This window comes from Pantoea sp. AS-PWVM4 (genome assembly GCF_000468095.1).
Lineage (GTDB): Bacteria > Pseudomonadota > Gammaproteobacteria > Enterobacterales > Enterobacteriaceae > Pantoea > Pantoea phytobeneficialis.
This window is the reverse complement of the sequence record NZ_ASZC01000011.1, coordinates 168986-192501: the sequence shown is the minus strand read 5'-3', so window position 1 is coordinate 192501 and position 23516 is coordinate 168986. Positions and strand designations below refer to the sequence as shown.

The 23516-nt window shown below is 54.1% G+C and carries 22 protein-coding genes; 4 read left to right on the top strand and 18 right to left on the bottom strand.

All coding sequences use genetic code 11. The features are described 5' to 3' along the window. Nucleotides 1-238 (bottom strand): hypothetical protein (locus L579_RS24170; protein ID WP_235056587.1); only part of this gene is annotated, 238 nt, incomplete at its 3' end. Nucleotides 239-325: 87 nt separating this feature from the next. On the opposite strand from L579_RS24170, the gene L579_RS11690 reads away from it, so the two are divergent. Continuing rightward, complete coding sequence (locus L579_RS11690; RefSeq protein ID WP_021184449.1) at nt 326-1630, top strand: MFS family transporter; 1305 nt, start codon at nt 326-328, stop codon at nt 1628-1630. A gap of 43 nt (nt 1631-1673) precedes the next feature. On the opposite strand, the gene pssA is transcribed toward L579_RS11690, so the two are convergent. The 5 genes from pssA to trxC all read right to left on the bottom strand — a co-directional run bounded on the left by pssA (nt 1674) and on the right by trxC (nt 7903). After that, entirely contained in the window at nt 1674-3029 is a 1356-nt protein-coding gene (pssA, locus tag L579_RS11685; protein ID WP_021184448.1) for a CDP-diacylglycerol--serine O-phosphatidyltransferase, read from the bottom strand. A gap of 117 nt (nt 3030-3146) precedes the next feature. Beyond that, on the bottom strand, nt 3147-5804 hold the full coding sequence (locus L579_RS11680; protein WP_021184447.1) for a bifunctional acetate--CoA ligase family protein/GNAT family N-acetyltransferase: 2658 nt from the start codon (nt 5802-5804) through the stop codon (nt 3147-3149). Between the two features lie 43 nt (nt 5805-5847). Continuing rightward, nucleotides 5848-6618, bottom strand: a complete 771-nt coding sequence (locus L579_RS11675) for a YaeF family permuted papain-like enzyme (RefSeq protein ID WP_021184446.1) — start codon at nt 6616-6618, stop codon at nt 5848-5850. 81 nt (nt 6619-6699) lie between these two features. Then, nucleotides 6700-7395 carry a tRNA-uridine aminocarboxypropyltransferase gene (locus L579_RS11670; RefSeq protein WP_021184445.1) on the bottom strand — a complete coding sequence of 232 codons (696 nt, stop codon included), beginning with the start codon at nt 7393-7395 and terminating at the stop codon, nt 6700-6702. An 88-nt stretch (nt 7396-7483) separates the two neighbouring features. Beyond that, nucleotides 7484-7903 carry a thioredoxin TrxC gene (gene trxC / locus L579_RS11665; RefSeq protein ID WP_036626502.1) on the bottom strand — a complete coding sequence of 140 codons (420 nt, stop codon included), beginning with the start codon at nt 7901-7903 and terminating at the stop codon, nt 7484-7486. A 155-nt stretch (nt 7904-8058) separates the two neighbouring features. Here trxC and L579_RS11660 point away from each other — a divergent pair, with 155 nt between their 5' ends. After that, complete coding sequence (locus tag L579_RS11660) at nt 8059-9138, top strand: tRNA/rRNA methyltransferase (protein WP_021184443.1); 1080 nt, start codon at nt 8059-8061, stop codon at nt 9136-9138. A gap of 33 nt (nt 9139-9171) precedes the next feature. Here L579_RS11660 and emrB read toward each other — a convergent pair whose 3' ends face one another. The 12 genes from emrB to L579_RS11600 form a co-directional block, all read right to left on the bottom strand. After that, complete coding sequence (emrB, locus tag L579_RS11655) at nt 9172-10707, bottom strand: multidrug efflux MFS transporter permease subunit EmrB (RefSeq protein ID WP_021184442.1); 1536 nt, start codon at nt 10705-10707, stop codon at nt 9172-9174. 17 nt (nt 10708-10724) lie between these two features. Then, nucleotides 10725-11897, bottom strand: a complete 1173-nt coding sequence (gene emrA, locus L579_RS11650; protein ID WP_021184441.1) for a multidrug efflux MFS transporter periplasmic adaptor subunit EmrA — start codon at nt 11895-11897, stop codon at nt 10725-10727. 151 nt (nt 11898-12048) lie between these two features. Next, nucleotides 12049-12579 (bottom strand): transcriptional repressor MprA, encoded by a 531-nt coding sequence (mprA, locus tag L579_RS11645; protein WP_013510181.1) that lies wholly within the window; start codon nt 12577-12579, stop codon nt 12049-12051. Nucleotides 12580-12907: 328 nt separating this feature from the next. Beyond that, nucleotides 12908-14086, bottom strand: coding sequence for an MFS transporter (locus tag L579_RS11640; RefSeq protein WP_021184440.1), 1179 nt, complete (start codon nt 14084-14086; stop codon nt 12908-12910). A gap of 238 nt (nt 14087-14324) precedes the next feature. Next, nucleotides 14325-15320 (bottom strand): glycine betaine/L-proline ABC transporter substrate-binding protein ProX, encoded by a 996-nt coding sequence (gene proX / locus L579_RS11635; RefSeq protein ID WP_021184439.1) that lies wholly within the window; start codon nt 15318-15320, stop codon nt 14325-14327. Nucleotides 15321-15383: 63 nt separating this feature from the next. Beyond that, the gene (gene proW / locus L579_RS11630) at nt 15384-16499 is read right to left on the bottom strand and encodes a glycine betaine/L-proline ABC transporter permease ProW (protein ID WP_021184438.1); all 1116 of its coding nucleotides are present in this window, start codon (nt 16497-16499) and stop codon (nt 15384-15386) included. A gap of 2 nt (nt 16500-16501) precedes the next feature. Next, nucleotides 16502-17689, bottom strand: a complete 1188-nt coding sequence (gene proV / locus L579_RS11625; protein WP_021184437.1) for a glycine betaine/L-proline ABC transporter ATP-binding protein ProV — start codon at nt 17687-17689, stop codon at nt 16502-16504. 393 nt (nt 17690-18082) lie between these two features. Next, nucleotides 18083-19042, bottom strand: a complete 960-nt coding sequence (nrdF, locus tag L579_RS11620; protein ID WP_021184435.1) for a class 1b ribonucleoside-diphosphate reductase subunit beta — start codon at nt 19040-19042, stop codon at nt 18083-18085. Between the two features lie 8 nt (nt 19043-19050). Further along, the gene (gene nrdE, locus L579_RS11615; RefSeq protein WP_071783582.1) at nt 19051-21189 is read right to left on the bottom strand and encodes a class 1b ribonucleoside-diphosphate reductase subunit alpha; all 2139 of its coding nucleotides are present in this window, start codon (nt 21187-21189) and stop codon (nt 19051-19053) included. Next, entirely contained in the window at nt 21138-21572 is a 435-nt protein-coding gene (nrdI, locus tag L579_RS11610) for a class Ib ribonucleoside-diphosphate reductase assembly flavoprotein NrdI (protein ID WP_036626500.1), read from the bottom strand. The genes nrdE and nrdI overlap by 52 nt, the downstream gene beginning before the upstream one ends. Before the next feature lie 4 nt (nt 21573-21576). Continuing rightward, nucleotides 21577-21819 carry a redoxin NrdH gene (locus L579_RS11605; protein WP_021184432.1) on the bottom strand — a complete coding sequence of 81 codons (243 nt, stop codon included), beginning with the start codon at nt 21817-21819 and terminating at the stop codon, nt 21577-21579. A gap of 345 nt (nt 21820-22164) precedes the next feature. After that, the gene (locus L579_RS11600; RefSeq protein WP_021184431.1) at nt 22165-22479 is read right to left on the bottom strand and encodes a DUF883 family protein; all 315 of its coding nucleotides are present in this window, start codon (nt 22477-22479) and stop codon (nt 22165-22167) included. A gap of 149 nt (nt 22480-22628) precedes the next feature. On the opposite strand from L579_RS11600, the gene L579_RS11595 reads away from it, so the two are divergent. Next, nucleotides 22629-22982, top strand: a complete 354-nt coding sequence (locus L579_RS11595; protein ID WP_021184430.1) for a DUF2002 family protein — start codon at nt 22629-22631, stop codon at nt 22980-22982. A 191-nt stretch (nt 22983-23173) separates the two neighbouring features. Next, entirely contained in the window at nt 23174-23512 is a 339-nt protein-coding gene (locus L579_RS11590; RefSeq protein ID WP_021184429.1) for a DUF2002 family protein, read from the top strand. The last annotated feature ends 4 nt before the right edge of the window (nt 23513-23516 follow it).

Below are 23516 nucleotides of genomic sequence, written 5' to 3'. Positions count from 1 at the left end.
CTCCCCATGCGAGAGTAGGGAACTGCCAGGCATCAAATAAGTGAAGAAGCCCTGAACGAAAGTTCAGGGCTTTTTTACGTCTGCGTATTTCGTAGCGGCGCGATTTATCGCGCATTTTTCTGCGTCCGGAACAATAAAAAGCGCGCGTTAATCGCGCCGCAACGGGTAATGATGCGATAAATCGCACCAGGCAAAACGTGGGGCGAGCAGGCTGCGACAAATTCGTAGATTTTGCCATCAGGCGTGAATCCAGTTCACGTAACAGGCCAACAAATGCTTTACTGAATTCTTTAGCGTTTATTATTCGCAAGGAAAAGAGGTAAAGATGACAGACTCTCTACAACAAAAAGTGGTACATCACGACACGACGGCCATCAGCAAACAACGCATCTGGGCGATTGTTGGGGCTTCATCCGGTAATCTGGTTGAATGGTTCGACTTCTACGTTTACTCCTTCTTCTCACTCTATTTTGCCCATATCTTTTTCCCATCGGGCGACACCACCACCCAACTACTGCAAACCGCAGGCGTCTTTGCTGCCGGCTTTTTGATGCGTCCTATCGGAGGCTGGCTATTTGGTTATATTGCCGACCGTCACGGACGCAAAAACTCCATGCTGATCTCGGTCTGCATGATGTGCTTCGGTTCGTTGGTGATTGCCTGCCTGCCCGGTTACGCTGAAATCGGCATTGCAGCGCCAGTTATCCTGCTGCTGGCCCGGATGTTTCAAGGACTTTCCGTTGGCGGCGAATATGGCACCAGCGCGACCTACATGAGTGAAGTCGCACTGGAGGGACGTAAAGGATTCTACGCATCATTCCAGTACGTGACCTTGATTGGTGGTCAATTATTGGCCGTGCTCACGGTCGTGGTGTTGCAGCTGCTACTCAGTGATGAGCAGTTGCACAGTTGGGCCTGGCGTATCCCTTTCTTCCTCGGCGCTATTCTGGCGGTGGTTGCGCTATGGTTACGCCGTTCCCTCAATGAAACTTCAGAGAAAAAACACCGTGAGCATCGTGATGCCGGCAGTATCCTGGGCCTGCTGCGCAACCATTCGCGTGCATTTCTGATGGTGCTGGGATTTACCGCTGGCGGTTCACTCAGCTTCTATACCTTCACCACCTACATGCAAAAATATCTGGTGAATACCGCAGGAATGGATGCGCGTTCGGCGAGTGGGTTGATGACTGGCGCTCTGCTGGTCTTTATGTTGATTCAACCCATTATTGGGGCGCTCTCAGATAAAATTGGGCGTCGATCCTCCATGATGATATTCGGTGCAGGAGCTGCCATTTGTACCGTACCTATCCTGACGTTGCTGCAAAATGTGCAGAGCGGCTGGCTGGCATTTGTTCTGGTGATGCTGGCATTGATAATTACCAGCTTCTACACCGCCATCAGCGGCATTCTGAAGGCTGAAATGTTTCCACCTGAAGTGCGGGCGCTTGGTGTTGGGTTATCTTATGCGGTGGCGAATGCCATCTTTGGTGGTTCAGCGGAGTACGTCGCGCTGTTGCTGAAAAAAGAAGGAATTGAAACCAGTTTCTTCTGGTATGTTTCGGCGATGGGGGCATTAGCTTTTCTGGTTTCGCTGATGCTGCATCGTAAAGGCAAGGGCATCGCGTTGTAACAGAAGGCCAGCCGCTCCTGACGGGCGGCTGGCGAAGCCGCCATCACAACAAGCGACTGATTAAACGATCGATACGGATACGGCGCAAACGGCGAATCAGCTTGCGTACTTTTGCCGGATAATCGGCGATGCTTTCCAGCTCACGGAAATGCTGCACCACCGTGGTATGAGTCCGAATCAGCGCCAATTCTTTCTCTCGCTGTTCAGCCAGTTGGTTTAGCGGATCATGGATAAGTACCGCGTTTTCCAGATCAAGTCGCCAGGCGCGCGGGTTGAGGTTATTCCCGGTGATCATCATCCACTCATCGTCGACCCATATTCCTTTCAGGTGATAGCTATTTTCGCCATCTTTCCACAAACGCACTGTCAGTTGTCCGTTGTTGACGTAGTACTGCAAGCGGCTCAGGAAACGACGTAAGTTAATCTCGTAGAGATAAGGCAGCGCACCAATGATCTTAAAGGGTTGCTCCGGTGGGATATAGAAATCGTTAGCGGTTTTGTCCCCAACAATGATCTCCACTTCCTTCCCCTGACGCAGCAAATGGATCAGATTACGTACCAGAATGGCAGGCAGGTTGAAATATGGGGTGCACAGGGTGAGTTTACGCTCAGCGCAGGGCATCAAATGGAAGATGGTTTTATTCAGCAGGCTGCGTTTACCCAGGCCAACCAAAGGTGTCACCGTCAGACTTTCGTTGCCCGAGTTTCCGGAAAACTGATAATTAAAGCCACGCAGATCCTGGCGGAACTGTCGGGTTTCATTTTTGATTTCCGGGCTGGATGGGCGTTCGGACTGGTCAAGACGATGCACCGCATCAGATTGCTTCAGGTTAGCGCAAATCCATTGATACATGGTGTCTGCCAACTGCGGGTTACGAATCAGCTGGTAGCGGTCATAACGGTAGCGATCATGCTGGTGCAAATAAACATCGTTGAGGCTGGCACCGCTATACAACAAGGTATCGTCAATGATAAAGCCTTTCAGATGCAGCACACCTAATGCTTCACGCGTATTGACCGGAATACCATAAACCGGAATCGCGATATCCGGATGTTGTGCGGCCATTTCACAATACCAGTCGGCATTGGTGAGGCCACGCGCTGCACCAATGCGGCCGCGCTGGGCACGATGCCAGTCCACCAAAATACTGATATCCAGCTCTGGACGAGCCTGACGAGCAGCATACAACGCCTGCATAACTCCACGCCCGCCATCATCATTTTCCAGATACAGCGCAGCGATACAGATACGTTTTTCCGCAGTGGCAATTTTCGTCAGCAGGGTTTCACGGAACTCAACAGGCGAGTAGAGCGTGGTCACGTCCGAAACGGATTGTGACAGTTTAGGCAGCTGTGCGAGGTGTTGTTGGTGTTTATTACGTTTGAATTTAGACAACATCACGGTGCACTTCTTCTCTGTTCATCGCATGGCCTTTTGCCATCAAATCATGATCCTAACGCTAAATGATAACATCAACCGAGCCTACAGGGAGGATTTTTACCTTTCTCTACAAGGTTAGTTGATGGCATCGTTAAGCGGCAAATTAAGGCTGACAATTCCGTCATCCAGTTGAATATTCACGCGAAAGTTAAGTTTCCGCGCCAAGGTAATCATGCCGGTATTATGTGGCATGGTGATACCGTTCAATTGTTGCAGACCGTGATCGCGGGTATAGCGAATCATCTTCTCCAGCAGACGTCTGCCCATGCCCAATCCTTTCAAATCCGATCGTACCAGCACGGAAAACTCAGCATCAATATTGTCGGCGTCTGAAATTGCACGCGTCACCCCGATAATTTCATCATGACCCGCGTGCTGACGGACGGCGACAATCGCCATCTCGCGGTCATAATCGATTTGCGTCATATTCGCCAGATCCTCGTGGGTGAACTCATTGATCTCACTGAAATAGCGATAATAAAGATCTTCTTTCGTCACCAGCGCAATAAAGTCCCGCAGTAGCGGCTCATCTTCTGGCAGGATCGGGCGGAACAGGCAATGCTGACCATCTTTCAGTTCAACCTGCTCCTCAAGGTGGTGAGGATAGGGGCGAATCGCCAGCCGCGCTTCGTTATCGCCCTGGAACGGAGCGAGCTGTAGCGTGACATCCAGCAGGGTAAATTCGTCACCGGCGGCCAGCAGCGGATGAATATCCAGCCGCTGGATCTCCGGGCAATCAACCACCAGGTTAGAAACCTGAACCAGCAACTGACTGAGTGCAGGAATGTTCAGGGGCCGCAACGCACTGCGACTGCGAACTTTGCCGCTTTTCATCGCCTGGATCACCAGATAGCGCGCCAGCGTCATGTTCAGGGGGGGCAAAGCTACGGCAGCTTGCTTATCTGGCTGCCATTCCACGCCGCCTTCTCCCAACATAATAATCGGGCCAAACAGCGGATCCTGTTCCACCACTATGCGCAGCTCCTGTGCACCCGCGCGGTTGGCCATGCTCTGCACCAGCAGGCCATCAATCCTTGCCTCGGGATGGGTTTGCCGAACACGGTCAAAAATCGCGTCGGCGGCCAGTTTGACTTCACTGGCGCTGCGCAGATAAAGCATCACCCCCTGCACCTCAGACTTGTGCGGGATATCCGGTGAGCGCAACTTCAACGCCACCGGATAGCCGATCTGACTAGCGATGCTGGCCGCCGCAGAACTGTCGGCGGCAATCCAGGTCGATAGGGTTGCCAGGCCATAAGCCTGTAACACCGGCTGGACTTCATGCGTGTCCAGCGTGGTGATGCCCTGGTCCAGCGCCTGCTGAATAAGCTGATGCGCCTGCGTGCTGTTTTGCGTCAGGCCCAACGGTAGTGCAGGCGTTTCCCGTAGCTGCTTCTGATTACGGCGGTACTCCACCTGATGCATAAAGGCTGTCACCGTCCCTTCCGGCGTACGCCAGGTTGGAATTCCTGCCTGGGTGAAGGCGCGACGAGCCGCCTGCGAGGAAAATTCGCCGCACCAGTTGGTGAGCAATGTCACCTGCTTGCCGCGTGGATGGCGCGCAACCGCCGCAATGATCTGCTCGGCAGTTTCGCTGGCCGGTGACACGGCACTGGGGGCGTGAATGATCATCAAGGCATCCAGTTCATGACTATCCAGCAACTTCTCAATGCAGGCGACGTAGCGCTCGGGTGTGGCATCATCTTTCAGATCGAGCGGATTGCCACGCCCGACACCGGCCGGCAACTGTGCTGCCAGCGCCTGCAAGGTTTCCTCGCTTAGCGTCGCCAGTTTGCCATTGCGCGCGTATAACTCGTCCAGTGCCAGTGCCGCCGGGGCGGCGCCATTGCTGATAATCATTAAACGATCGCCACGTAATGGGCGCATATGGCTGAGCGACTCCACTGCGGAGAACAGTTCATGAGTATCCTGCACGCGTAGCAAACCGGCACGCTGGATGGCTGCATCCCAGGCAGCATCCAGCCCACTGCGGGTACCAATCATTGCCTGTGCCTGGCGGCTACGCCCGCTTTTGATCACCAGAATCGGTTTATTGCGCGAGGCGCTACGCGATGCTGAGACAAAACGGCGCGCATCGCTAAGATGTTCCAGATAGAGCAGGATGGCGCTGGTTTTGCCATCACGGGCGAGGAAATCAAGCAGGTCATCGACATCGATATCGAGGCTGTCGCCCAGTGCGATAAACCAGGAGAAACCAAGATTACGCTGCTGCGCCCAGTCGAGAATGGTGTTGGATACCGCCGCCGATTGCGAAATAAACGCGATACGACCTTTGGCAATGGGTACCGGGGAGAAACTGGCGTTAAGTCCTTGCCAGGGAGCGAGCAGGCCAAGGCTGTTGGGGCCGAGCAGGCGGATTTGCCACTGACTGGCGCAGGCTTTCAATTCATCCAGTTGTTCTGGGGGAGCGGAAAGAATGATGCATGCTTTACAACCTTTCTCCCCCAGTTGTTGAAGCAACGCCAGATTACGTTTGGCATGAGTACAGATGATGGCAAGATCGGGGGCAAAAGGCAGGCTGGCGATATCGGGCCAGGCGAGCACGCCGCTCACCGCCTTGTACTTCGGCGTTACCGGCAATACCGGGCCGCTAAAACCGCCCGCCAGCAGGTTACGCATCATAAAATAACCCGCGCGCCCCGGTTTTACCGACGCACCGATTACCGCAATCGATTTAGGTCGTAACAGCGCTTCCAGTCCGCGTTGGCTCATCATGCACTCCTGACATGGGGGATGGCGTGATTGTAAACGCTTTTTACTGCGCTTGCCGATCTGGCGATCGCAGGCTGAGGATCTCTTTCAAATTCCAGCGTTTGAGATGACCGATATATTCTATCGGCTGTTGTGCGTGCCAGGCGGATACATCCCCCTCACGCAGATGCAATAAATCCGCCGGACTAACCCAGTTTGCCTGGCCCGCCAGCAACTCAATTCCGGCATAGCGGTAACCCGCCAGCACAAATTCCGAACAGAAAAAACGGTCAGATTCAGGATTTTCCTCGTCGGCCAGTTGCACGTTAGCCAGTATCGTCAGGCAGTTGCTGCGCACCTGCTCATTTACCAGCGGTAATTCACACACACGACGCGACACCATAAAGGGCATAAACATCACAATCCCTTTAAAGTTGTATTTTTTGCCCTGTTGCAGGTCGGAAAACTCGCGCAGCCGTAGCGTTTGTTCAACGGTGATGCCCGGTATGCGTAAAGCCAGCAGATTATTACTTTCGGCAATCGCGCGATCGAGGGGGATAATGTTGACCCCACTCCCCACCGCTTCAGCAACTCGCTGATCACCCAGATATATAGCCGCGTGGCTGACGCCCGTCAGGGTAAACAGACGAATCCCCCAGGATTGCAGCGAGGTGGCTGATGAGAGCAGCAGATCGCCAGGTTGCAGTGCATCGGCAGCGATCAACGCAGAAGGGTGAGTACTGACAGACTGAAATTTCAGGGGAAAGCCCTGTTGATGTTTTGGCGCGGTACTGCAACCGGCCAGCAGGAAAATAACCAACACGAAGAGTTTCATAGTGCATCATCCATGATTGAAAGCCAGCTCCGTGGCGATGCTCTACTATAGTTCAGTGCGCTGTGCAAAAAAAGTACAGTGTTAGTTATCCTCGTCACATAACGCGTGTGCCGGATGATGGGGTTTACCGGCCAGATACGCCTGACGGAAGCGCGTGAAATGCTGTTGTAACGCATCGGCAGCGGCGACGTCGCCAGCCTGCTCCAGCAATGCAGCGGCAACTTCTGCGGTGCAGTGCTGACCTTCGCCATGTGCTTCACGCAGCGTGTAACGTGACGGGCTGGTCACATTCAAAGACATCACCGGGAATGCATCCAGCCAGGGGCTTTTGCGGAACATTTTGCGTGCCTCAGTCCAGGTGCCGTCGAGCATAATAAACAGCGGGGGCTTGCCGCTGCGTGGCGGCTCCGTCAGCACGGTGCGACTGGTATCGGCATAGGACGCGGGGAACACGACCAACGGTTGATAATCGCTCATCTGCACCGCTTGTAATAATGCGGCGTCGGGCTCGGTACGTGACCAGCCAAATGCCAGCGTATCCGGCAGGATATCGGCGATCAGACGTCCGGTGTTACTGGGTTTCATCGGTTCGGTATCAAACATCACCAGACAAAAACGGCTGCGGGCGGTTTGCGGCTGTAATGTGGCGCATACGCAATGTTGATGCGGCAGGAGACAACCCTGACAGCGGATAACCCGATTGCCACGGGCCAGAAACGGACGGGTAGCGCGGGCAAGACGTTGCGTGCGCAAACGCAGGACGGCATTCTCAGACATAACACTCAGGCGGGCAGCAAAAACGTAATTGTAATGGAAATGCCGCGCAAAGGTAATATGGCCAGCGCCCGGCTGGCCACGGAGGGGATCACAGCGACTCGTCGAGCCATTCGTTGAACGGTGCTTTTGGCATCGCGCCGTTCAGCATGTCGACCAACTCGCCATTCTTAAACAACATGATGGTGGGAATGCTGCGAATACGGAAACGTGAACTCAGCGCTGGTTCGGCTTCTGTATTCACCTTCACAAAACGCACCTTGCCGCGCCGCTCATCGGCGACATCTTTAAATACCGGTGCGAAGTTGACGCAAGGTCCACACCACGGTGCCCAGAAATCGACCACCACGGGCAAATCGTCCTGCAAATATTTATCCAGCGTCGCGGCAGTCGCGCTCACCACTTCGCCGTTAAACAGCTCACCGCCGCAGCGGCCACATTTGGCTCCATCGGCAATGCGTGCTTCGGGCACGCGGTTGGTTGCCTGACAGGAGGCACATACCGTATTCATAGTTACCTCAAACCGGATCTGTATATTTATGATTGCCGAGCATTATGAAAGGGTTGAATGCTATGCTCAATCTGGATTGCTCGATAGGTTCAATAGTTGATAGCTAAGCGCCGACACATCAGGTAATCTTCGCGCTCTCAATGCTGGAGGAACAGATGAACGACGAAATTAAAGGCAAAAGCGGCAAGGTCAAAGTGATGTATGTACGTGGTGAGGATGAGGGCCAGAAAGGCTCGCGTGCGCCAAACCCCCGTACCGGCAAAGGCGGCCGTCCTGCTGCGCGCCAGGAAGAGAATCGTCGTTCTGGCCCCCGCACTGGACGTAATAATGAAGAAGGCGGTCGCGGTGCGGGTCGCCGCAGCGATCGCGGCGATGATAATCGCAAAGCACGTAGCTTCGAGGATTCACCGTGGCGCACCGTTTCACGCCCACCGGTAGCTGAAAACAACGCGCTGGAAGAGGGTAGTGTCAGCAAGCCTGCTATCGACCCGGAGCAGATTCGTCGCCAGCGTCAGGAAGAGACGCGTGTTTACGGGGAAAATGCCTGCCAGGCGTTGTTCCAGAGCCGTCCCGAAAGCATCGTCCGCGCCTGGTTTGTCCAGAGCGTGACGCCGCGTTTCCGTGAAACATTGCGCTGGCTCGCCGCCAACCGCAAAGCCTACCATGTGGTGGATGATGCCGAGCTGGCGAAAGCGTCAGGAACTGAACATCACGGCGGCGTGTGTTTCATCATTAAAAAACGCATGGGGATGGCGGTATCTGAGTGGTTAAGCCAGGCCGAAGCCAAAGATTGCGTACTGGCACTGGAAGATGTCAGCAACCCGCATAACCTCGGCGGCATCATGCGTAGCTGCGCCCACTTTGGTGTTAAGGGACTGCTGGTGAATGATGCGTCACTGCTGGAATCGGGTGCCGCAGTGCGTACCGCAGAAGGTGGCGCGGAGCACGTCCAGGCAATCAGCGGTGAAAACTTCTCCGCCGGTCTGGAAGCCTTCCGCAAAGCAGGCTACACCATCGTCACGACCTCCAGCCATGAAGGTACGCCGCTGGCAAAAGCTGAGCTGCCAGCCAAAATGGTGCTGGTGCTGGGCCAGGAGCGTGAAGGGCTGTCCGACAGCGCTTTCCAACAGGGTGACATGAGCCTGTCGATTGGCGGTACCGGCAACGTAGAAAGTCTCAACGTGTCGGTAGCAACCGGCATCCTGCTTGCCGAATGGTGGCGACAGAACGCATAAAAAAACGGGCCATTATGGCCCGTTTTTTTTGGCTTAGTGTGCACCACCGCCGCCACCGCCCGCCCCAAAAGGTGGACGTGCGAACCAAATCAGCACCAACAGAATAAGAAACACCCCGGCCGAGGCCCAGAAAATCTCGTTGGCAGAGATAATCAGCCCCTGGTTGGTGATCTGCTGTGCGATATACGCTGATGCCTGCTGATGGGTCATGCCAAGACTTTCCAACTGATCGTACATCTGCTGCGAATTGGCGTTATACGGATTCACCGATTCCGACAAATAGCTGTGATGCATTGATTCGCGATCGGTCCACATGGTGGTAGTAATCGACGTCCCGATGGAGCCAGCCAGTGTACGCACAAAGTTCGACAGACTGGATGCCGCCGCCATGCGTTCTGGTGGCAAGCCCGACAGCGTAATGGTGGTCAGCGGCATAAAGAAGCATGCCACCGCGAAGCCCTGAATAAACTGCGGCCACGCCGACGCACCAAAATCCATCCCCGGCTCAAAGGTATACGCGCGCCAATAGAAGCACACCGCATACATAATAAAGCTGAAGGTCACCAGACGGCGCATATCCAGCTTATGAGCAAAGCGACCAATGATCGGCGACAGGATTACCGGAATAATCCCCACCGGCGCGGAAGCCAGCCCGGCCCAGGTTGCGGTATAGCCATACACTTCCTGCAATAGCTGCGGCAGCAAAACAATTGAGCCGAAGTAGAGCATATAGGCAAGGCTTATCGACAAACACCCGATGGTGAAATTGCGCGATTTAAATAGCGAAAGATCGACAATCGGATGGTCATCCGTCAGTTCCCATACCAGTAGCACCGCCAGGGCTACGACCGCGACAACGGTTAACGTGATGATTTCAGTGGAACTAAACCAATCCAGTTCTCGGCCACGGTCCAGCATGACCTGCAAGCAACCAATACCCACCACCAGTAGCACCAGACCGACCATGTCAATCGGGCGGCTGGCCGTTTGTGTTTCCCGACCGCGCAAGGTTTGTAGCGTCAGCATCACCACCACCACGCCAATCGGCACGTTGATGAAGAAGATCCAGCCCCAGTGATAGTTATCGCTAATCCAGCCACCGAGAATCGGTCCGCAGATCGGTGCCACGATCACCGTCATTGCCCACAACGACAGCGCCACGCTGCGTTTTGCGGGGGGGTAGTTGTTCAGCAACAAACTCTGCGACAGCGGAATCAGGGGCCCAGCCACCACCCCCTGGATGACACGAAAGAAAATCAGCATCGACAGACTTTCGGAGACACCACAGGCAAAGGAGGCGAGGGCGAACAGGATTGTCGCCCAGGTAAACAGCTTCACTTCACCGACGCGTTTCGCCAGCCAACCGGTAATCGGAATCGAGATGGCGTTTGCCACCCCGAAAGAGGTGATCACCCAGGTGCCCTGGGAGTTAGAGGCACCCAGGTTCCCGGCGATGGTGGGAATCGCCACGTTGGCAATCGTCGAGTCGAGTACCTGCATAAACGTCGCCAGCGACAGGGCGATGGTCATCAGGACTAACGGCGCGCCTTCAAGCGGTTTTTGTGCCATAACAGCCTCCCGCGTTATCAGCCGGCGTTGGCACGAACGATGTCAGTAATCATCTGGTTTACTGGCGTCAGGTCAATGGCCAGCGCATCGCTTTCATAAGCGGCCTGGCTACGGACGCTGCTGGCAAGTGTTGCGCCATCCTTATTGGAGGTATCCACTTTGACCAGCGTTGACAGGCCGATACGCAGCGGATGTTCTGCTACTTCTTTCGCATCCAGCTCGATACGTACCGGCAGACGCTGAACCACTTTGATCCAGTTACCGGTGGCGTTCTGTGCCGGCAGCAGGGAGAAGGCGCTACCGGTGCCCATATCCAGACCTACCACCTTGCCTTGATACACCACATCATCACCGTAGATATCACTGACGACCGTCGCCGGTTGGCCAATGCGCACGTCTGCCAGTTGGGTTTCTTTGAAGTTCGCATCTATCCACAAATTGGTGGCAGGCACCACTGCCAGCAGTGGCGTGCTGGTGGAGATTTGCGAGCCAACCTGCACGCTACGACGGGAGACATAGCCATCCATCGGGCTGCGGATCTCGGTACGTTGCAGTGCCAGCCAGGCATCGCGCAGTTCAGCGGCGGCCTGTTTCACCGCCGGCTGGTTTTCCAGTGAGGTGTTGAGGATCATCGCCTGATTCGCGTTGTACTGCTGCACTGCCACGTCGAGTTGTGCTTTGGCGGTAGCCACGGCGTCGCGCGCGTGTTGCAGTTCCTCACGGCCAATCAGGTTGGCGGCACCCAGCGGCTCACGACGCTTCAGGTCTGCCTCGGCCTGCTCCAGCGCCGTTTGTTGCAACTTGATGGTGGCCTGATCCTGCTTGCCATTGATCATCAACTGATGCGTCTGACGTACGCTGGTAGCCAGTGCAGTCTGCGCTTTTTCAAACGCCTGTTCTGCATCGGTTTTATCGAGTGATACCAGCACGTCACCTTTCTTCACGAAGTCGGTGTCATCAAACCACACTTTATTGACGCTGCCAGACACCTGCGCCATCACCTGCACCTGATTACCTGAGACATAAGCATCGTCGGTTTCCTGGAAATGACGCAGCACCAGGAACCAGTAAGCCAGATAGGCAATACCAATAATGACAAACACGATAGCCAGCAGGATAAGCGCACCTTTGCGCTTTTTCTTTTTATTTGCTGGCTGTTGCGGGCTTTGATCTGCCGCTGTCGCACTCATGTTATTCTCCACGTTTTCCATTTTTTCGGGATGTGTTCATCCATCAACACGGGGTCCCGAGTCGAAAAAAGCCAGCGCTTGTGACGCTGGCCGGATAAAAAGGGGATTAAAATATCGGTTTCGACAGGTGATTGTGTCGCACTTCTTGCTATTAGCGTGACAGGGAGGCGATGAGTTGCTCTTCATCCATTTTGTCGAGGCGGTTAAGCAGCTTACGGGTAATCGCTTCCAGCTGTCCTTGCTCGTCTGAGGAGAGCGACGACCAAAGATATTGCAGGCTCTGGTGCTGCGGTGGCAGCAGCTGGCGTAAAAATTCGTTACCTTTCTCAGTCAGATGCAGATGCAGGCAGCGACGGTCGTTGTCACTTTCACGACGCTCAATCCAGCCGCGTTTTTCCAGCTCATCAGCAATACGCGTGGCGTTGGTACGGGAAGATCCGAGGGCAGAACTCAGTTCAGAAGGCTGGATGCTCTGATTTTCCTGCGCATCGAGGGTGATCAGCGCCATGAATAAGGTTTCGTTAATTCCCTGCGCCTTCAACATTTTGTTGCGATTATCCAGCAGTTTGCCCTGCATATGCATGCACAGACGCGTCAGGATGATCTCCTGCAATGGAAAATCTTTATGGCGAGTAGCACGGATGTTTAGCATCTGCTCTATGGGAGTAAACGAACTTTCCATTCTAAAAAAACCTCACTAGTTGCAACTGGTATAGTAATGGTGGTGACAGATTAAGCGTAGTCATAATTCCCGCCAGTGATTGTTAGCACGATCACACTGTCAGCACCCGGCGATTCCAGGTCATTCCCTGACCCTGGGCGTGTTGCCCGATCCAAGGCTACGGATGCGCAGGCATTGGATGCTATCAATTCGCCTCGCGAAATCTTTTTACAGTTGAATAATTTCGCGAGAAAAAATAACCATGATGAATAACTCTCTGGCTAACCATAACAAACCCAATCATTGATGAACAGTATTGCTCATCGATTAGGTCCGGTCTTTACGTTTTCTAAACACTTTCGAAGCGCGCATTGCGCCACCAAATCAACAGGTTAATTGTGGTGAACAGCACACCGGCTCCACAAACGCCATACCAGCCTGCGTGATGAAATGCGTTCGCCGAGATGATTGAACCCAGCGCACCACCGATAAAATAACTGGTCATATAGCCGGCATTCAGGCGGTTGCGCGCCTCTGGTTTATGACGATAAATCACGCTTTGGTTGGTGATATGTACTGCCTGCACCGCTAAGTCGAGCAGCAAAATACCGATAATCAGTGCCAGCAAATGGTGTGCCCCCAGCGCGGTTACCCCCCACGCTGCTAACATAATCAACAAGCCGGTGCTGGTGGTCAGTTTGGCTTTCCCTTTATCCGCCAGACTACCGGCCTGACGTGCCGCCAGTGCCCCTGCGGCACCCACCAGACCCAGCAGGCCAATCTCCCCTTCATTAAAACCATAAGGTTGCGCTGATAGCAGGAACGCCATGGAGGTCCAGAGCATGCTGAAATTGGCGAAGGAGAGGCAGCCGGTTAACGCGCGGGTACGTATTACCCGGTTACCGGCATACAGGCTGAAGATGGAGCGTAACAACTGCGGGTAATTAAGTGGGACATCCTGCTTATAGCGCGGCAGATAACGCCACAGCGCCAGTGCCATCAGGATCATCAACACGCTGGCGGTCCAGTAAACGCTGCGCCAGCCACCCAGTTGCGCCAGCGCACCGGCGGCGGTTCGTGCCAGCAGGATACCGAGCAATAAACCGCTCATTACCGTTCCTACTACTTTGCCGCGTTTCTCTGGCGCTGCGAGGGTGGCTGCGAGAGGCACCAGAATTTGTGCCACAACAGAAAACAGCCCGGTCACCACCGTGCCCAGCAGCATTAACGGCAGGGAAGAGGAGAGCGCGGTGATCATCATGCCACCGGCCGCGAGCAGGCTCATGGAAACAATCAGGCCGCGCCGTTCCAGCATATCGCCGAGTGGTACCAGCAGCAGCAGGCCACAGGCATAACCGAGTTGGGCGGTGGTGACGATAAAGCCGGCGAGGCTGACGGAGAGATTAAACTGGTGGGCGATGGTATCCAGCAGCGGCTGGACATAGTAGTTGCTGGCGACGGCAAGGCCAGTCGCGACCGACATCAGCGCGACCAGGGCAGAACTGAGGCCCTGATGGGAAGCATTCATAGCGTCATGAGCAGGCAAATAATCATAATGGGTTAATAGTAACCCAAAAAACTATTTCATTGTTGTGTTAATTAACAGGACGTACCAGTACGCTATAGCGTCCGAATCGATTGGGAAAACCAGGTCGCCCTCTTTAGCGGCGCGATTTATCGCGCGACTTTAGCTGCTGATGGCCCTCATCCCGACCTTCTCCCGCAAGCGGGAGAAGGAGGTGTGCAGTATGTGGGCCCGGTGATATTTACTTCGCCGCAGCCAGTGCGTCCTGCACCCACTTATCAAACTCGGCCTGATGACCTTTGATCCAGCCATCAACGTGACGGTTGATATCGTCTTCAGAAGACTGACCGGCATGCATGGCAGCATTTTCCGCATTGATGTCGGTGATTGGCAGTTTCATCTCGGCAAACAGTTTCGCCGCCGCCGGGTTTTTCTCAGCCCAGGCTTTGTTGGCAACGATATGCATGGTATTCACCGGGAAGCCGTAGTTGGCACCGTTCGCCAGCTTGGTATCGACATTTTTCTGCTCGCCCGGCAGCGATGAGAACGGCACCTGCAACCACACCACATCTTTACCCGGCTTCAGCACGTCGCTCACCCAGTAGGGGGTCCAGGTGTAGTACAGGATCGGCTTACCCTGCTTAAAGCGAGTGATGGTGTCGGCAATCATTGCCGAGTAATTTCCCTGGTTGTGCTCCACCGTTTTGCTCAGACCGTAAGCGTCAATCTGATGGTTAATCACGGCCTCGCAGCCCCAGCCTGGGGTGCAACCGGTCAGGTCAGCTTTGCCGTCGCCGTTAGTATCAAACAGCTTCGCCAGCTTAGGATCTTTCAACTGGGCAAAGTTGGTGATGTGGTACTGATCCGCTGTTTTTTTGTCGATCAGGTAACCCTGTGCCGCACCGGTTACATAAGTCCCTTCGCGGTAAAACTTCTGGTCGCCACCGGCGGCTTTATACATATCATCATGCAGCGGCTGCCAGTTGACGGCGGTAAAGGTGGCATCGCCTTCGGCAATGGTGGTGTAGCCAACGTTGTAGTCCACTTCGCTGGGTTTATCGACGGTATAACCCAGTTTTTCCAGCGCGCGGCTCACCAGCAGCGTCTGAAACGTTTCTTCTGAGATGGTGCTCTGCACCGGTTTAACGGTGATGCCTTTACCCGGCAGGTCGGCGGCGGACACATGCGTCACGGCGAATGTCGTCAGGACGGCAGCGAATAGGGCTGTCTTGCGCATAGTCATTCCTTATTTTACGTGTGGCGTCGGAGACGGGCGGCTACAGTGGGCCGCCCAAATGAATCAGGGCTTTTTACTGAAAGGGCGCATCAGCAGGCCAACCGGGCCACTGCTGTACCAGTGGCGATTGCCACGGCTGCGGCTGTCGCGACCCACCGATTGGGTCAGACGATCAAGAATAATGGCGAGGATCACGATACCCACACCGCCCACGGTGGCGAGGCCCATATCGAGGCGACCGATACCGCGCAGCACCATCTGGCCAAGACCACCGACGGCGATCATCGAGGCGATCACCACCATCGATAGCGCCAGCATCAGCGTCTGGTTAACGCCAGCCATAATGGTCGGCATCGCCAGTGGCAGTTGCACTTTAAACAACATCTGACGCGGGCTGGCACCAAAGGATTCACTGGCTTCGATCAAATCTGCCGGAACCTGTTTAATGCCGAGAATCGTCAGACGCACAATCGGCGGCAAGGCAAAGATAATGGTCACCACTACGCCCGGCACGTTACCGATGCCGAACAGCATGACAATCGGCACCAGATAGACGAAGGCTGGTGTGGTTTGCATCGCATCCAGCAGCGGTCGGATGATGCGCGCCGCGCGTTCGCTGCGTGCCAGCCAGATGCCGAGCGGCAGACCGATAATGATGCAGAACAACAGGGCGGTGAGCACCAGCGCCAGCGTCACCATCGCTTGTGACCAGGCACCAATTGCGCCAATCAACACCAGCGAAATCAGGGTCGCGATACCCATTGCCGGGCTGGCGATCTGCCAGGCGATCAGCGCGAACACCACCAGCGCGACCGGCGCAGGCATACCCAGCAGCAGTTGCTGGAAGGCACTGAGGATATAATCCACCGGCACACGGATGCCCTGGAACACCGGACGGAAGTGGTTTACCACCCAGTCGATGCCGTGAGTTACCCAGCTGTCGAGCGGGATCAGCGTCTTATGGAACGGATCCATAATATTGAAATGTTCCGGCTGCGGCGCAGGTGCGCTGCTTAACCAGTCGCTGTTGCTGGCGGCGTTGCTGGCGGCTTCATGCGTGCCAGGGCTTGCCGGTGCGCTGGTCCCGGTTGACCAGGGATCGGCTGCGCTACTGTCGGGAGAGGCCGCCTGCGTAGTCTGACTGGTGCTATCCCACGGATTGCTATTTTGTTCACTCATTATCAGGCTCCTTCACGGTCTAAAGCGCGCAGCAGCGTGCTTTTCGATATCACACCAACATACTGATTTTCTTCACCTACCACCGGTACGGCACAAGGTGCCTGCGCCACATGGGAGAGCAGATCATTCAGTGAGGTGTCCGCCGGAACCGCCGGAATATCCAGCAGCGCATTGTCCAGACCCTCGCCTGCGGCCAGGGCCGCTTTCAGCGAATCGGTTGAAACCACGCCAACAAATTTCTGTTTTTCCAGTACATAACCAAAATCGCGATCTTCATCCTGCAACAACTTGATCGCAGAGCGTGGGCCAAGACCCGCCGCTTTACGGATCAGCGCACCCGCGCTGCGTCGCGCAATATCTTTGGCGCTGAACACATGGCTGATATCGACGCCACGGAAGAAGGTTCGCACATAATCGTTGGCCGGATTATTCAATATTTCATCCGGCGTGCCGACCTGGACCACTTCACCGCCCTGCATAATGGCAATGCGATCGCCAATACGCATCGCTTCATCGAGATCGTGGGAAATAAAGACAATGGTACGTTGATGTTTTGCCTGCAATTTTACCAACTCATCCTGCATTTCAGTACGAATAAGCGGATCAAGTGCCGAGAAGGCTTCGTCCATCAACAAAATATCGGGATTAATTGCCAGCGCACGGGCTAATCCGACGCGCTGACGCATACCACCGGAAAGTTCATCCGGGTATGCATGGGCATAATTCTCCAGTCCGACCTGACGCAATGCTTCCAGCGCTTTTTCCTGACGCTCCTGCAATGCTACGCCCGCTAATTCCATGCCGAAGGCGGTATTATTTAATACCGTCAGATGTGGCATCAGAGCAAATGACTGGAATACCATGCTGATCTTATTTCTGCGCACTTCGCGCAGTTCAGCGTCGGATATTTTGGCAATATCGACACCATCAATAATCACCTGGCCGCGTGTCGGCTCGATCAGACGATTGAGAAGGCGAACCATGGTGGACTTACCTGAACCTGAAAGCCCCATGATGACGAAGATCTCGCCTTCTTCAATGGCCAGACTGGCATCTTTTACGCCGAGAGAGAGTCCGGTTTTCGCCAGAATTGCCTCTTTACCCTCACCGCGTTCAATATGTTTAAATGCCCTTTCCGGGTGATCACCAAATATCTTATATAAATTCTTTACTTCGAGTTTAATTGCCATGCAGTAATTAAATTCCTGGTTAATTGATGTTTCGCTATTTCTTGTTGTGGTCCTGGTTAAAATTAAGCGGCCTATACCGTAACATAATGAGATTATCTGACAACCCTTAAGGGTGATATTTGGCTGGCGGTGATGGAGAGAATGGCGAGAATTTCCAGTGCTCACAAGGGATAAGCAAGGATCAATTTTTTCTCAAATTCAGGCTGAATTTCTGTGCTTCTGGCGGTTTTATTTATCTGAGCGGCGATAAATCGCGCTTTACCAGGCGATATATGGACCATTGCAAGGAAGAAAAAATGACAGCCTGATGACGATGTAGAGGCGAAATAACGGGGAAATAACCAGCAGTGAACAGAGGAAATATCGGGCTGAGGCCAGCCCGATATGAAGCGATTAAAAGTTCCAGTCTTCGTCTTCTGTTTCGACCGCTTTGCCCATCACATAGGAGGAGCCGGAACCGGAGAAAAAGTCGTGATTTTCATCAGCATTTGGCGACAAGGCAGAAAGAATCGCCGGGTTCACTGCCGTGAGTTCCGCCGGAAACAGCGCTTCGTAACCGAGGTTCATCAGCGCTTTGTTGGCGTTATAGTGCAGGAAGGTTTTCACTTCTTCCGCCCAACCCACATCGGCATACAGCGCTTCGGTATAAACAACCTCGTTTTCGTACAGCGCCAGCAGCAGCTCGATGGCGAATTGCTGCAACTCTTCACGGCGTGCATCATCGACATTTTCCAGCGCTTTCTGGTACTTATAACCGATGTAATAACCGTGCACCGCTTCATCGCGAATAATCAGACGAATCAAATCCGCCGTATTGGTCAGCTTGCCACGGCTTGACCAATACATCGGCAGCCAGAAGCCGGAATAGAACAGGAACGATTCGAGGAACACGCTGGCAATTTTCTTCTTCAGCGGGTCATCTGCGCGATAATGCTCCAGCACGATTTTCGCTTTATTTTGCAGCGCCTCATTCTCTTCACTCCAGCGATAAGCGGCATCAACATCCGCCGTGTTACACAGGGTGGAGAAAATCGAGCTATAGGAGCGGGCGTGAACCGCTTCCATAAAGCTGACGTTGGACAGCACCGCTTCTTCATGCGGTGTCAGCGCATCCTCCATCAGCCCCGGTGCGCCAATCACGTTCTGAATGGTATCGAGCAGCGTCAGTCCGGTGAACACGCGGATGGTCAGCTGTTGCTGCTGTTTATCCAGTGTCTGCCAGGCGGGCAGGTCGTTGGACAACGGCACTTTTTCCGGCAGCCAGAAGTTGCTGGTCAGGCGGTTCCACACTTCGAGATCTTTCTCGTCCTGGATACGGTTCCAGTTAATCGCTTGAATTTGATTTAGTCGCATAGTTTTCATCACAGCGCGCAGGAGACGCAGCCCTGCACCTCGGTGCCTTGAAGCGCCATCTGGCGCAGTCGAATGTAATAAAGCGTTTTGATGCCTTTCTTCCACGCGTAGATCTGCGCTTTGTTGATATCACGCGTAGTGACGTCATCACGGAAGAACAGCGTCAGAGACAGTCCCTGGTCGACGTGTTGGGTCGCTTCGGCGTAGGTATCAATAATCGCTTCCGGGCCAATCTGGTAGGCATCCTGATAGAAATCCAGATTGTCATTGGTCATAAACGGGGCTGGATAGTAAACACGGCCGGTTTTGCCCTCTTTGCGAATCTCAATCCGCGACACGATCGGGTGAATGCTGGAGGTCGCGTGGTTGATGTATGAGATCGAACCGGTGGGCGGAATCGCCTGGAGATTCTGGTTATACAGACCGTGCGTCATCACCGCTTCACGCAACGCCAGCCAGTCAGCCTGGCTGGGCAGGGCAATGCCAGCATCAGCAAACAGTTGCGCTACCCGTGCAGTACGCGGTTGCCAGGCCCGTTCGGTGTACTTGTCGAAGTACGCGCCGCTGGCATAGGTGGATTGTGCGAAACCATCAAAACTCTGTTTACGCTCCTGTGCCAGCAGGTTAGAGGTGCGCACCGCATGATAAGTGACACAGTAAAAATAGAGATTGGTGAAATCCAGCGCCTCTTGTGAACCGTAAGCCATGCCTTCGCGCGCCAGATAGCCATGCAGGTTCATCTGACCAAGACCAATCGCGTGTGAACGGCGGTTGCCTTCTGCCACCGAAGGCACCGAGTTAATCTCGCTCATATCCGACACGGCAGTCAGGGCTCGCACCGCGACTTCCACGGTCTGCGCCAGATTGCGTGAATCCATCGCATGCGCGATGTTGAGCGAACCGAGGTTACAGGAGATATCTTTGCCGACACGGCGATAACTCAGGTCGTCATGGAACTCGCTGGCGCTGTTGACCTGCAAAATCTCCGAGCACAGATTGCTCATATTGATGCGGCCGGCAATCGGGTTGCTGCGGTTGACGCTGTCCTCATACATGATGTAGGGATAGCCGGATTCGAACTGAATCTCCGCCAGCGTCTGGAAGAAATCACGCGGCTGAATAAAGGTTTTGCGAATGCGGTCGTCGGCCAGCATCTCATCGTAATGTTCGCTGATGCTGATGTCGCCAAACGCCTTACCGTAGATGCGTTCCACGTCATATGGCGAAAACAGCGCCATCTCACGATTTTCTTTTGCCAGACGGAAAGTGACGTCCGGGATCACCACGCCGAGGGACAGCGTTTTGATACGAATTTTCTCGTCGGCGTTCTCACGCTTGGTATCGAGGAAACGCAGGATATCCGGGTGATGGGCATTCAGCCACACCGCGCCCGCACCCTGACGTGCTCCCAGTTGGTTTGCGTAAGAAAACGCATCTTCCAGCATCTTCATAACCGGAATCACGCCGGAAGATTGGTTCTCGATACGCTTGATCGGTGCGCCGGACTCACGCAGGTTCGACAGCAAAAATGCCACGCCGCCGCCACGTTTGGAGAGCTGCAATGCGGAGTTCACCGCACGGCCAATCGATTCCATATTGTCTTCGATACGAAGCAGGAAGCAGGAAACCAACTCACCGCGTTGCTGTTTACCGCAGTTCAGGAAGGTGGGCGTTGCAGGCTGGAAGCGACCGCTCAGCATCTCTGCCAGCAGTTCGCGCGCCAGGGATTCGTTACCGCGTGCCAGCGTCAGCGCCACCATGCAGGCGCGCTGTTCAAAGGTTTCGAGGTAACGCTTGCCGTCAAAGGTTTTCAGCGTGTAGCTGGTGTAGAACTTCCACGCCCCCAGGAAGGTATGAAAACGGAAACCCCAGGCATCGGCTTCGTCGTGCAGCTGGCACAGGAAGGCGAAATCGTACTGATTCAGTACCTCAGCTTCGTAGTAGCCTTCAGCCACCAGATAGCGCAGGCGTTCCGCCGCAGAGGCGAAAGGCACGGTATTGGGCGCAACATGTTGCAGGAAAAACTGATGCGTGGCTTCGTGGTCTTTATCGAACTGGATGCGGCCATCGGCGTCATACAGGTTCAGCATCGCGTTCAGGGCGTGGTAGTCAAGTCCTGCGCCGTTGAGGGTGTCTGTCGTTGCCAAAATTGGGTCACTCCCGCTTTTACATTAGCGATATCGTCGGGGGTTCCCATCAACTCAAAGCGGTAGAGATAGGGAACCTGACATTTCTGCGCAATGATGTCGCCCGCCAGGCAGAATCCCGCTCCGAAGTTGCGGTTGCCGGCAGCAATCACCCCGCGGATACCGCCTCGGTTAGCTTCATCATTGAGGAATTGGATCACTTGTCCGGGCACCGCCCCTCTGGCACTGCCGCCGCCATAGCTCGGCACCACCAGAATGTAGGGCTGGTCGATATGCAGGCGCTGCGTGCTGTCGATGGGTATCCGTCGTGCAGGCAGGCCCAGACGTGTGATAAATCGGTGCGTGTTTTCCGACTGGCTGGAAAAGTACACCAGTGGAAACATCGCCTTATCCCCCGACAGCAGCGAGCTGGCGCAGGCTGGCGATTTTATCGGGACGGAAGCCGCTCCAGTGATCATCGTGAGTCATCACCACCGGCACCTGGCGATAGCCAAGGGATTTGAGGTTGTCGATAGCTTCAGGCTGAGCATCGAGGTTAATCAGTTGGTAATCGATGCCATTACGGTCCATGGCATTTTTTGTTGCATTGCACTGGACACAATTGTTCTTGGTGTAAATAATAATGCGCATGATTCGTATTTCCCTCTTGGTATGGTCAGGATGCGAGATACGAAGCAAAAAATCCTTTTGCTGCGAGCCTCATCCTTGCCGACATCTGGTAGTGAACTGATGAAGCAAATACTAGATGTAGTGTTTGTTGTGGTCAAGCCCACTATATATATGGGTTTGTGATTTGAAGCCTCAGAATTGGCCTAAGACCAGGGATCATGCGCCTTTGCGAGCAAAAAAAATTTTTGTGAAGGGTGAGGGCGGGGTGATTAAGGCAAGCGTTGCTGCAAATTTGAACAATAAACGGACCGTAGCGGCGCGATTTATCGCGCAATAAATCGCGCCGCTACGGGATTACAATGTAGATTAGCGGCGCGAGACCAGCAGCGCACCAATCACCAGACCGACCGCGGCACCAATGCCGACACCGTGCCAGGGTTTATCATGTACATACGCATCAACCTGGTAACTCGCGTCACGCGCGGCCTGGGAAACCCGGTTGTTACCGTTCAGTTTCGCGCGCGTCTGTTTCAGCAGCGATTGTGCTTTACTGCGTGCGTTTTCCACTTCATCTTTGGCTTCGCTGCCGTACGATTTCAGCAATGCTTCCAGCGAATCAGCCAGCTCGTTCACATCCTGATTGATATCAGAGGCCTCGTTTTTACTGGTTCGGTTAAACATTTTTCGCTCCCTTTACTTTAAAACGTAAGACTTAGTGTAGACGAATCGCGATCAAACGCAGATTTTCTCCTGACTTTCGGGACAATTCCGGATGTCCCGTTTTTCCCCGCTGTGTAAAGTTGCGCGACTTTTATAACAGAGGAACAATCATGTATTTACGACCGGATGAGGTAGCGAGCGTACTGGAAAAGGTAGGTTTCGAAGTGGATACCCTTACCACCAAAATTTTTGGTTATCGCCGTGGCGAGGACTATGTCTACGTCAACCGCGAAGCGCGCATGGGGCGCACCGCACTCGTCATTCACCCTACGCTGAGAGAACGCAGCCTGGGCTTCGCTGAACCGGCTTTAGAGATGAAAACCTGCGATCACTACACGCAGTTTCCGCTCTATCTGGCGGGCGAAACGGAGGAGCATTACGGTATCGCTCACGGCTTTACCTCGCGTGCATCTCTGAAGCGCTATTTGCAGTGCATCTACGGTGGCTCAAGCGAGCTCCGTTAATTTGCGGCAGCGATGGGAACATTTTGCCAATCTGGCTAAACATTTTTCGCTCCCTTTAAATTAAAACGTAATACTTAATGCAGACGAGTTGCCAGTGATGGCAGGTTTTAACCTGGCTTTATGGAAAATTCCGAATGCCTTGTGCAGCACGGCTGTTGTAAGGTTGCGAGGCTAAGAAGAGAGGAGCAAGCATGTATTTACGACCAGATGAGGTAGCGCGCGTACTGGAAAAAGCAGGGTTCGAAATGGATACCCTTACGCCCAAAATCTATGGTTATCGTCGTGGCGACAATTATGTCTACGTCAACCGTGAAGCCCGCATGGGGCGTACGGCCCTGATCATTCATCCCACGCTGAAAGAGAAAAGTCTGAACTTTGCTGAACCGGCATCAGAAATGAAAACCTGCGATCACTATACGCAGTTTCCTCTCTATCTGGCAGGCGATAACCAGGAACATTACGGTATCCCGCACGGCTTTAGTTCGCGTATTGCGCTGGAGCGCTATCTGCAAGGTGTCTTCGGCGGCTGACGCT

Excerpts from the sequence above, each read along its gene's own strand:
- emrB (WP_021184442.1), bottom strand. The coding sequence starts at position 10,707 with ATGGCACAAAAACCGCTTGAAGGCGCGCCGTTAGTCCTGATGACCATC.
- trxC (WP_036626502.1), bottom strand. The coding sequence starts at position 7,903 with ATGAATACGGTATGTGCCTCCTGTCAGGCAACCAACCGCGTGCCCGAA.
- mprA (WP_013510181.1), bottom strand. The coding sequence starts at position 12,579 with ATGGAAAGTTCGTTTACTCCCATAGAGCAGATGCTAAACATCCGTGCT.
- proW (WP_021184438.1), bottom strand. The coding sequence starts at position 16,499 with ATGAGTGAACAAAATAGCAATCCGTGGGATAGCACCAGTCAGACTACG.
- L579_RS11660 (WP_021184443.1), top strand. The coding sequence starts at position 8,059 with ATGAACGACGAAATTAAAGGCAAAAGCGGCAAGGTCAAAGTGATGTAT.
- nrdI (WP_036626500.1), bottom strand. The coding sequence starts at position 21,572 with ATGTTTCCACTGGTGTACTTTTCCAGCCAGTCGGAAAACACGCACCGA.
- proX (WP_021184439.1), bottom strand. The coding sequence starts at position 15,320 with ATGCGCAAGACAGCCCTATTCGCTGCCGTCCTGACGACATTCGCCGTG.
- L579_RS11680 (WP_021184447.1), bottom strand. The coding sequence starts at position 5,804 with ATGAGCCAACGCGGACTGGAAGCGCTGTTACGACCTAAATCGATTGCG.
- L579_RS11590 (WP_021184429.1), top strand. The coding sequence starts at position 23,174 with ATGTATTTACGACCAGATGAGGTAGCGCGCGTACTGGAAAAAGCAGGG.
- L579_RS11640 (WP_021184440.1), bottom strand. The coding sequence starts at position 14,086 with ATGAATGCTTCCCATCAGGGCCTCAGTTCTGCCCTGGTCGCGCTGATG.
- L579_RS11670 (WP_021184445.1), bottom strand. The coding sequence starts at position 7,395 with ATGTCTGAGAATGCCGTCCTGCGTTTGCGCACGCAACGTCTTGCCCGC.
- L579_RS11605 (WP_021184432.1), bottom strand. The coding sequence starts at position 21,819 with ATGCGCATTATTATTTACACCAAGAACAATTGTGTCCAGTGCAATGCA.
- emrA (WP_021184441.1), bottom strand. The coding sequence starts at position 11,897 with ATGAGTGCGACAGCGGCAGATCAAAGCCCGCAACAGCCAGCAAATAAA.
- proV (WP_021184437.1), bottom strand. The coding sequence starts at position 17,689 with ATGGCAATTAAACTCGAAGTAAAGAATTTATATAAGATATTTGGTGAT.
- L579_RS11600 (WP_021184431.1), bottom strand. The coding sequence starts at position 22,479 with ATGTTTAACCGAACCAGTAAAAACGAGGCCTCTGATATCAATCAGGAT.
- pssA (WP_021184448.1), bottom strand. The coding sequence starts at position 3,029 with ATGTTGTCTAAATTCAAACGTAATAAACACCAACAACACCTCGCACAG.
- L579_RS11690 (WP_021184449.1), top strand. The coding sequence starts at position 326 with ATGACAGACTCTCTACAACAAAAAGTGGTACATCACGACACGACGGCC.
- nrdF (WP_021184435.1), bottom strand. The coding sequence starts at position 19,042 with ATGCGACTAAATCAAATTCAAGCGATTAACTGGAACCGTATCCAGGAC.
- L579_RS11675 (WP_021184446.1), bottom strand. The coding sequence starts at position 6,618 with ATGAAACTCTTCGTGTTGGTTATTTTCCTGCTGGCCGGTTGCAGTACC.
- L579_RS11595 (WP_021184430.1), top strand. The coding sequence starts at position 22,629 with ATGTATTTACGACCGGATGAGGTAGCGAGCGTACTGGAAAAGGTAGGT.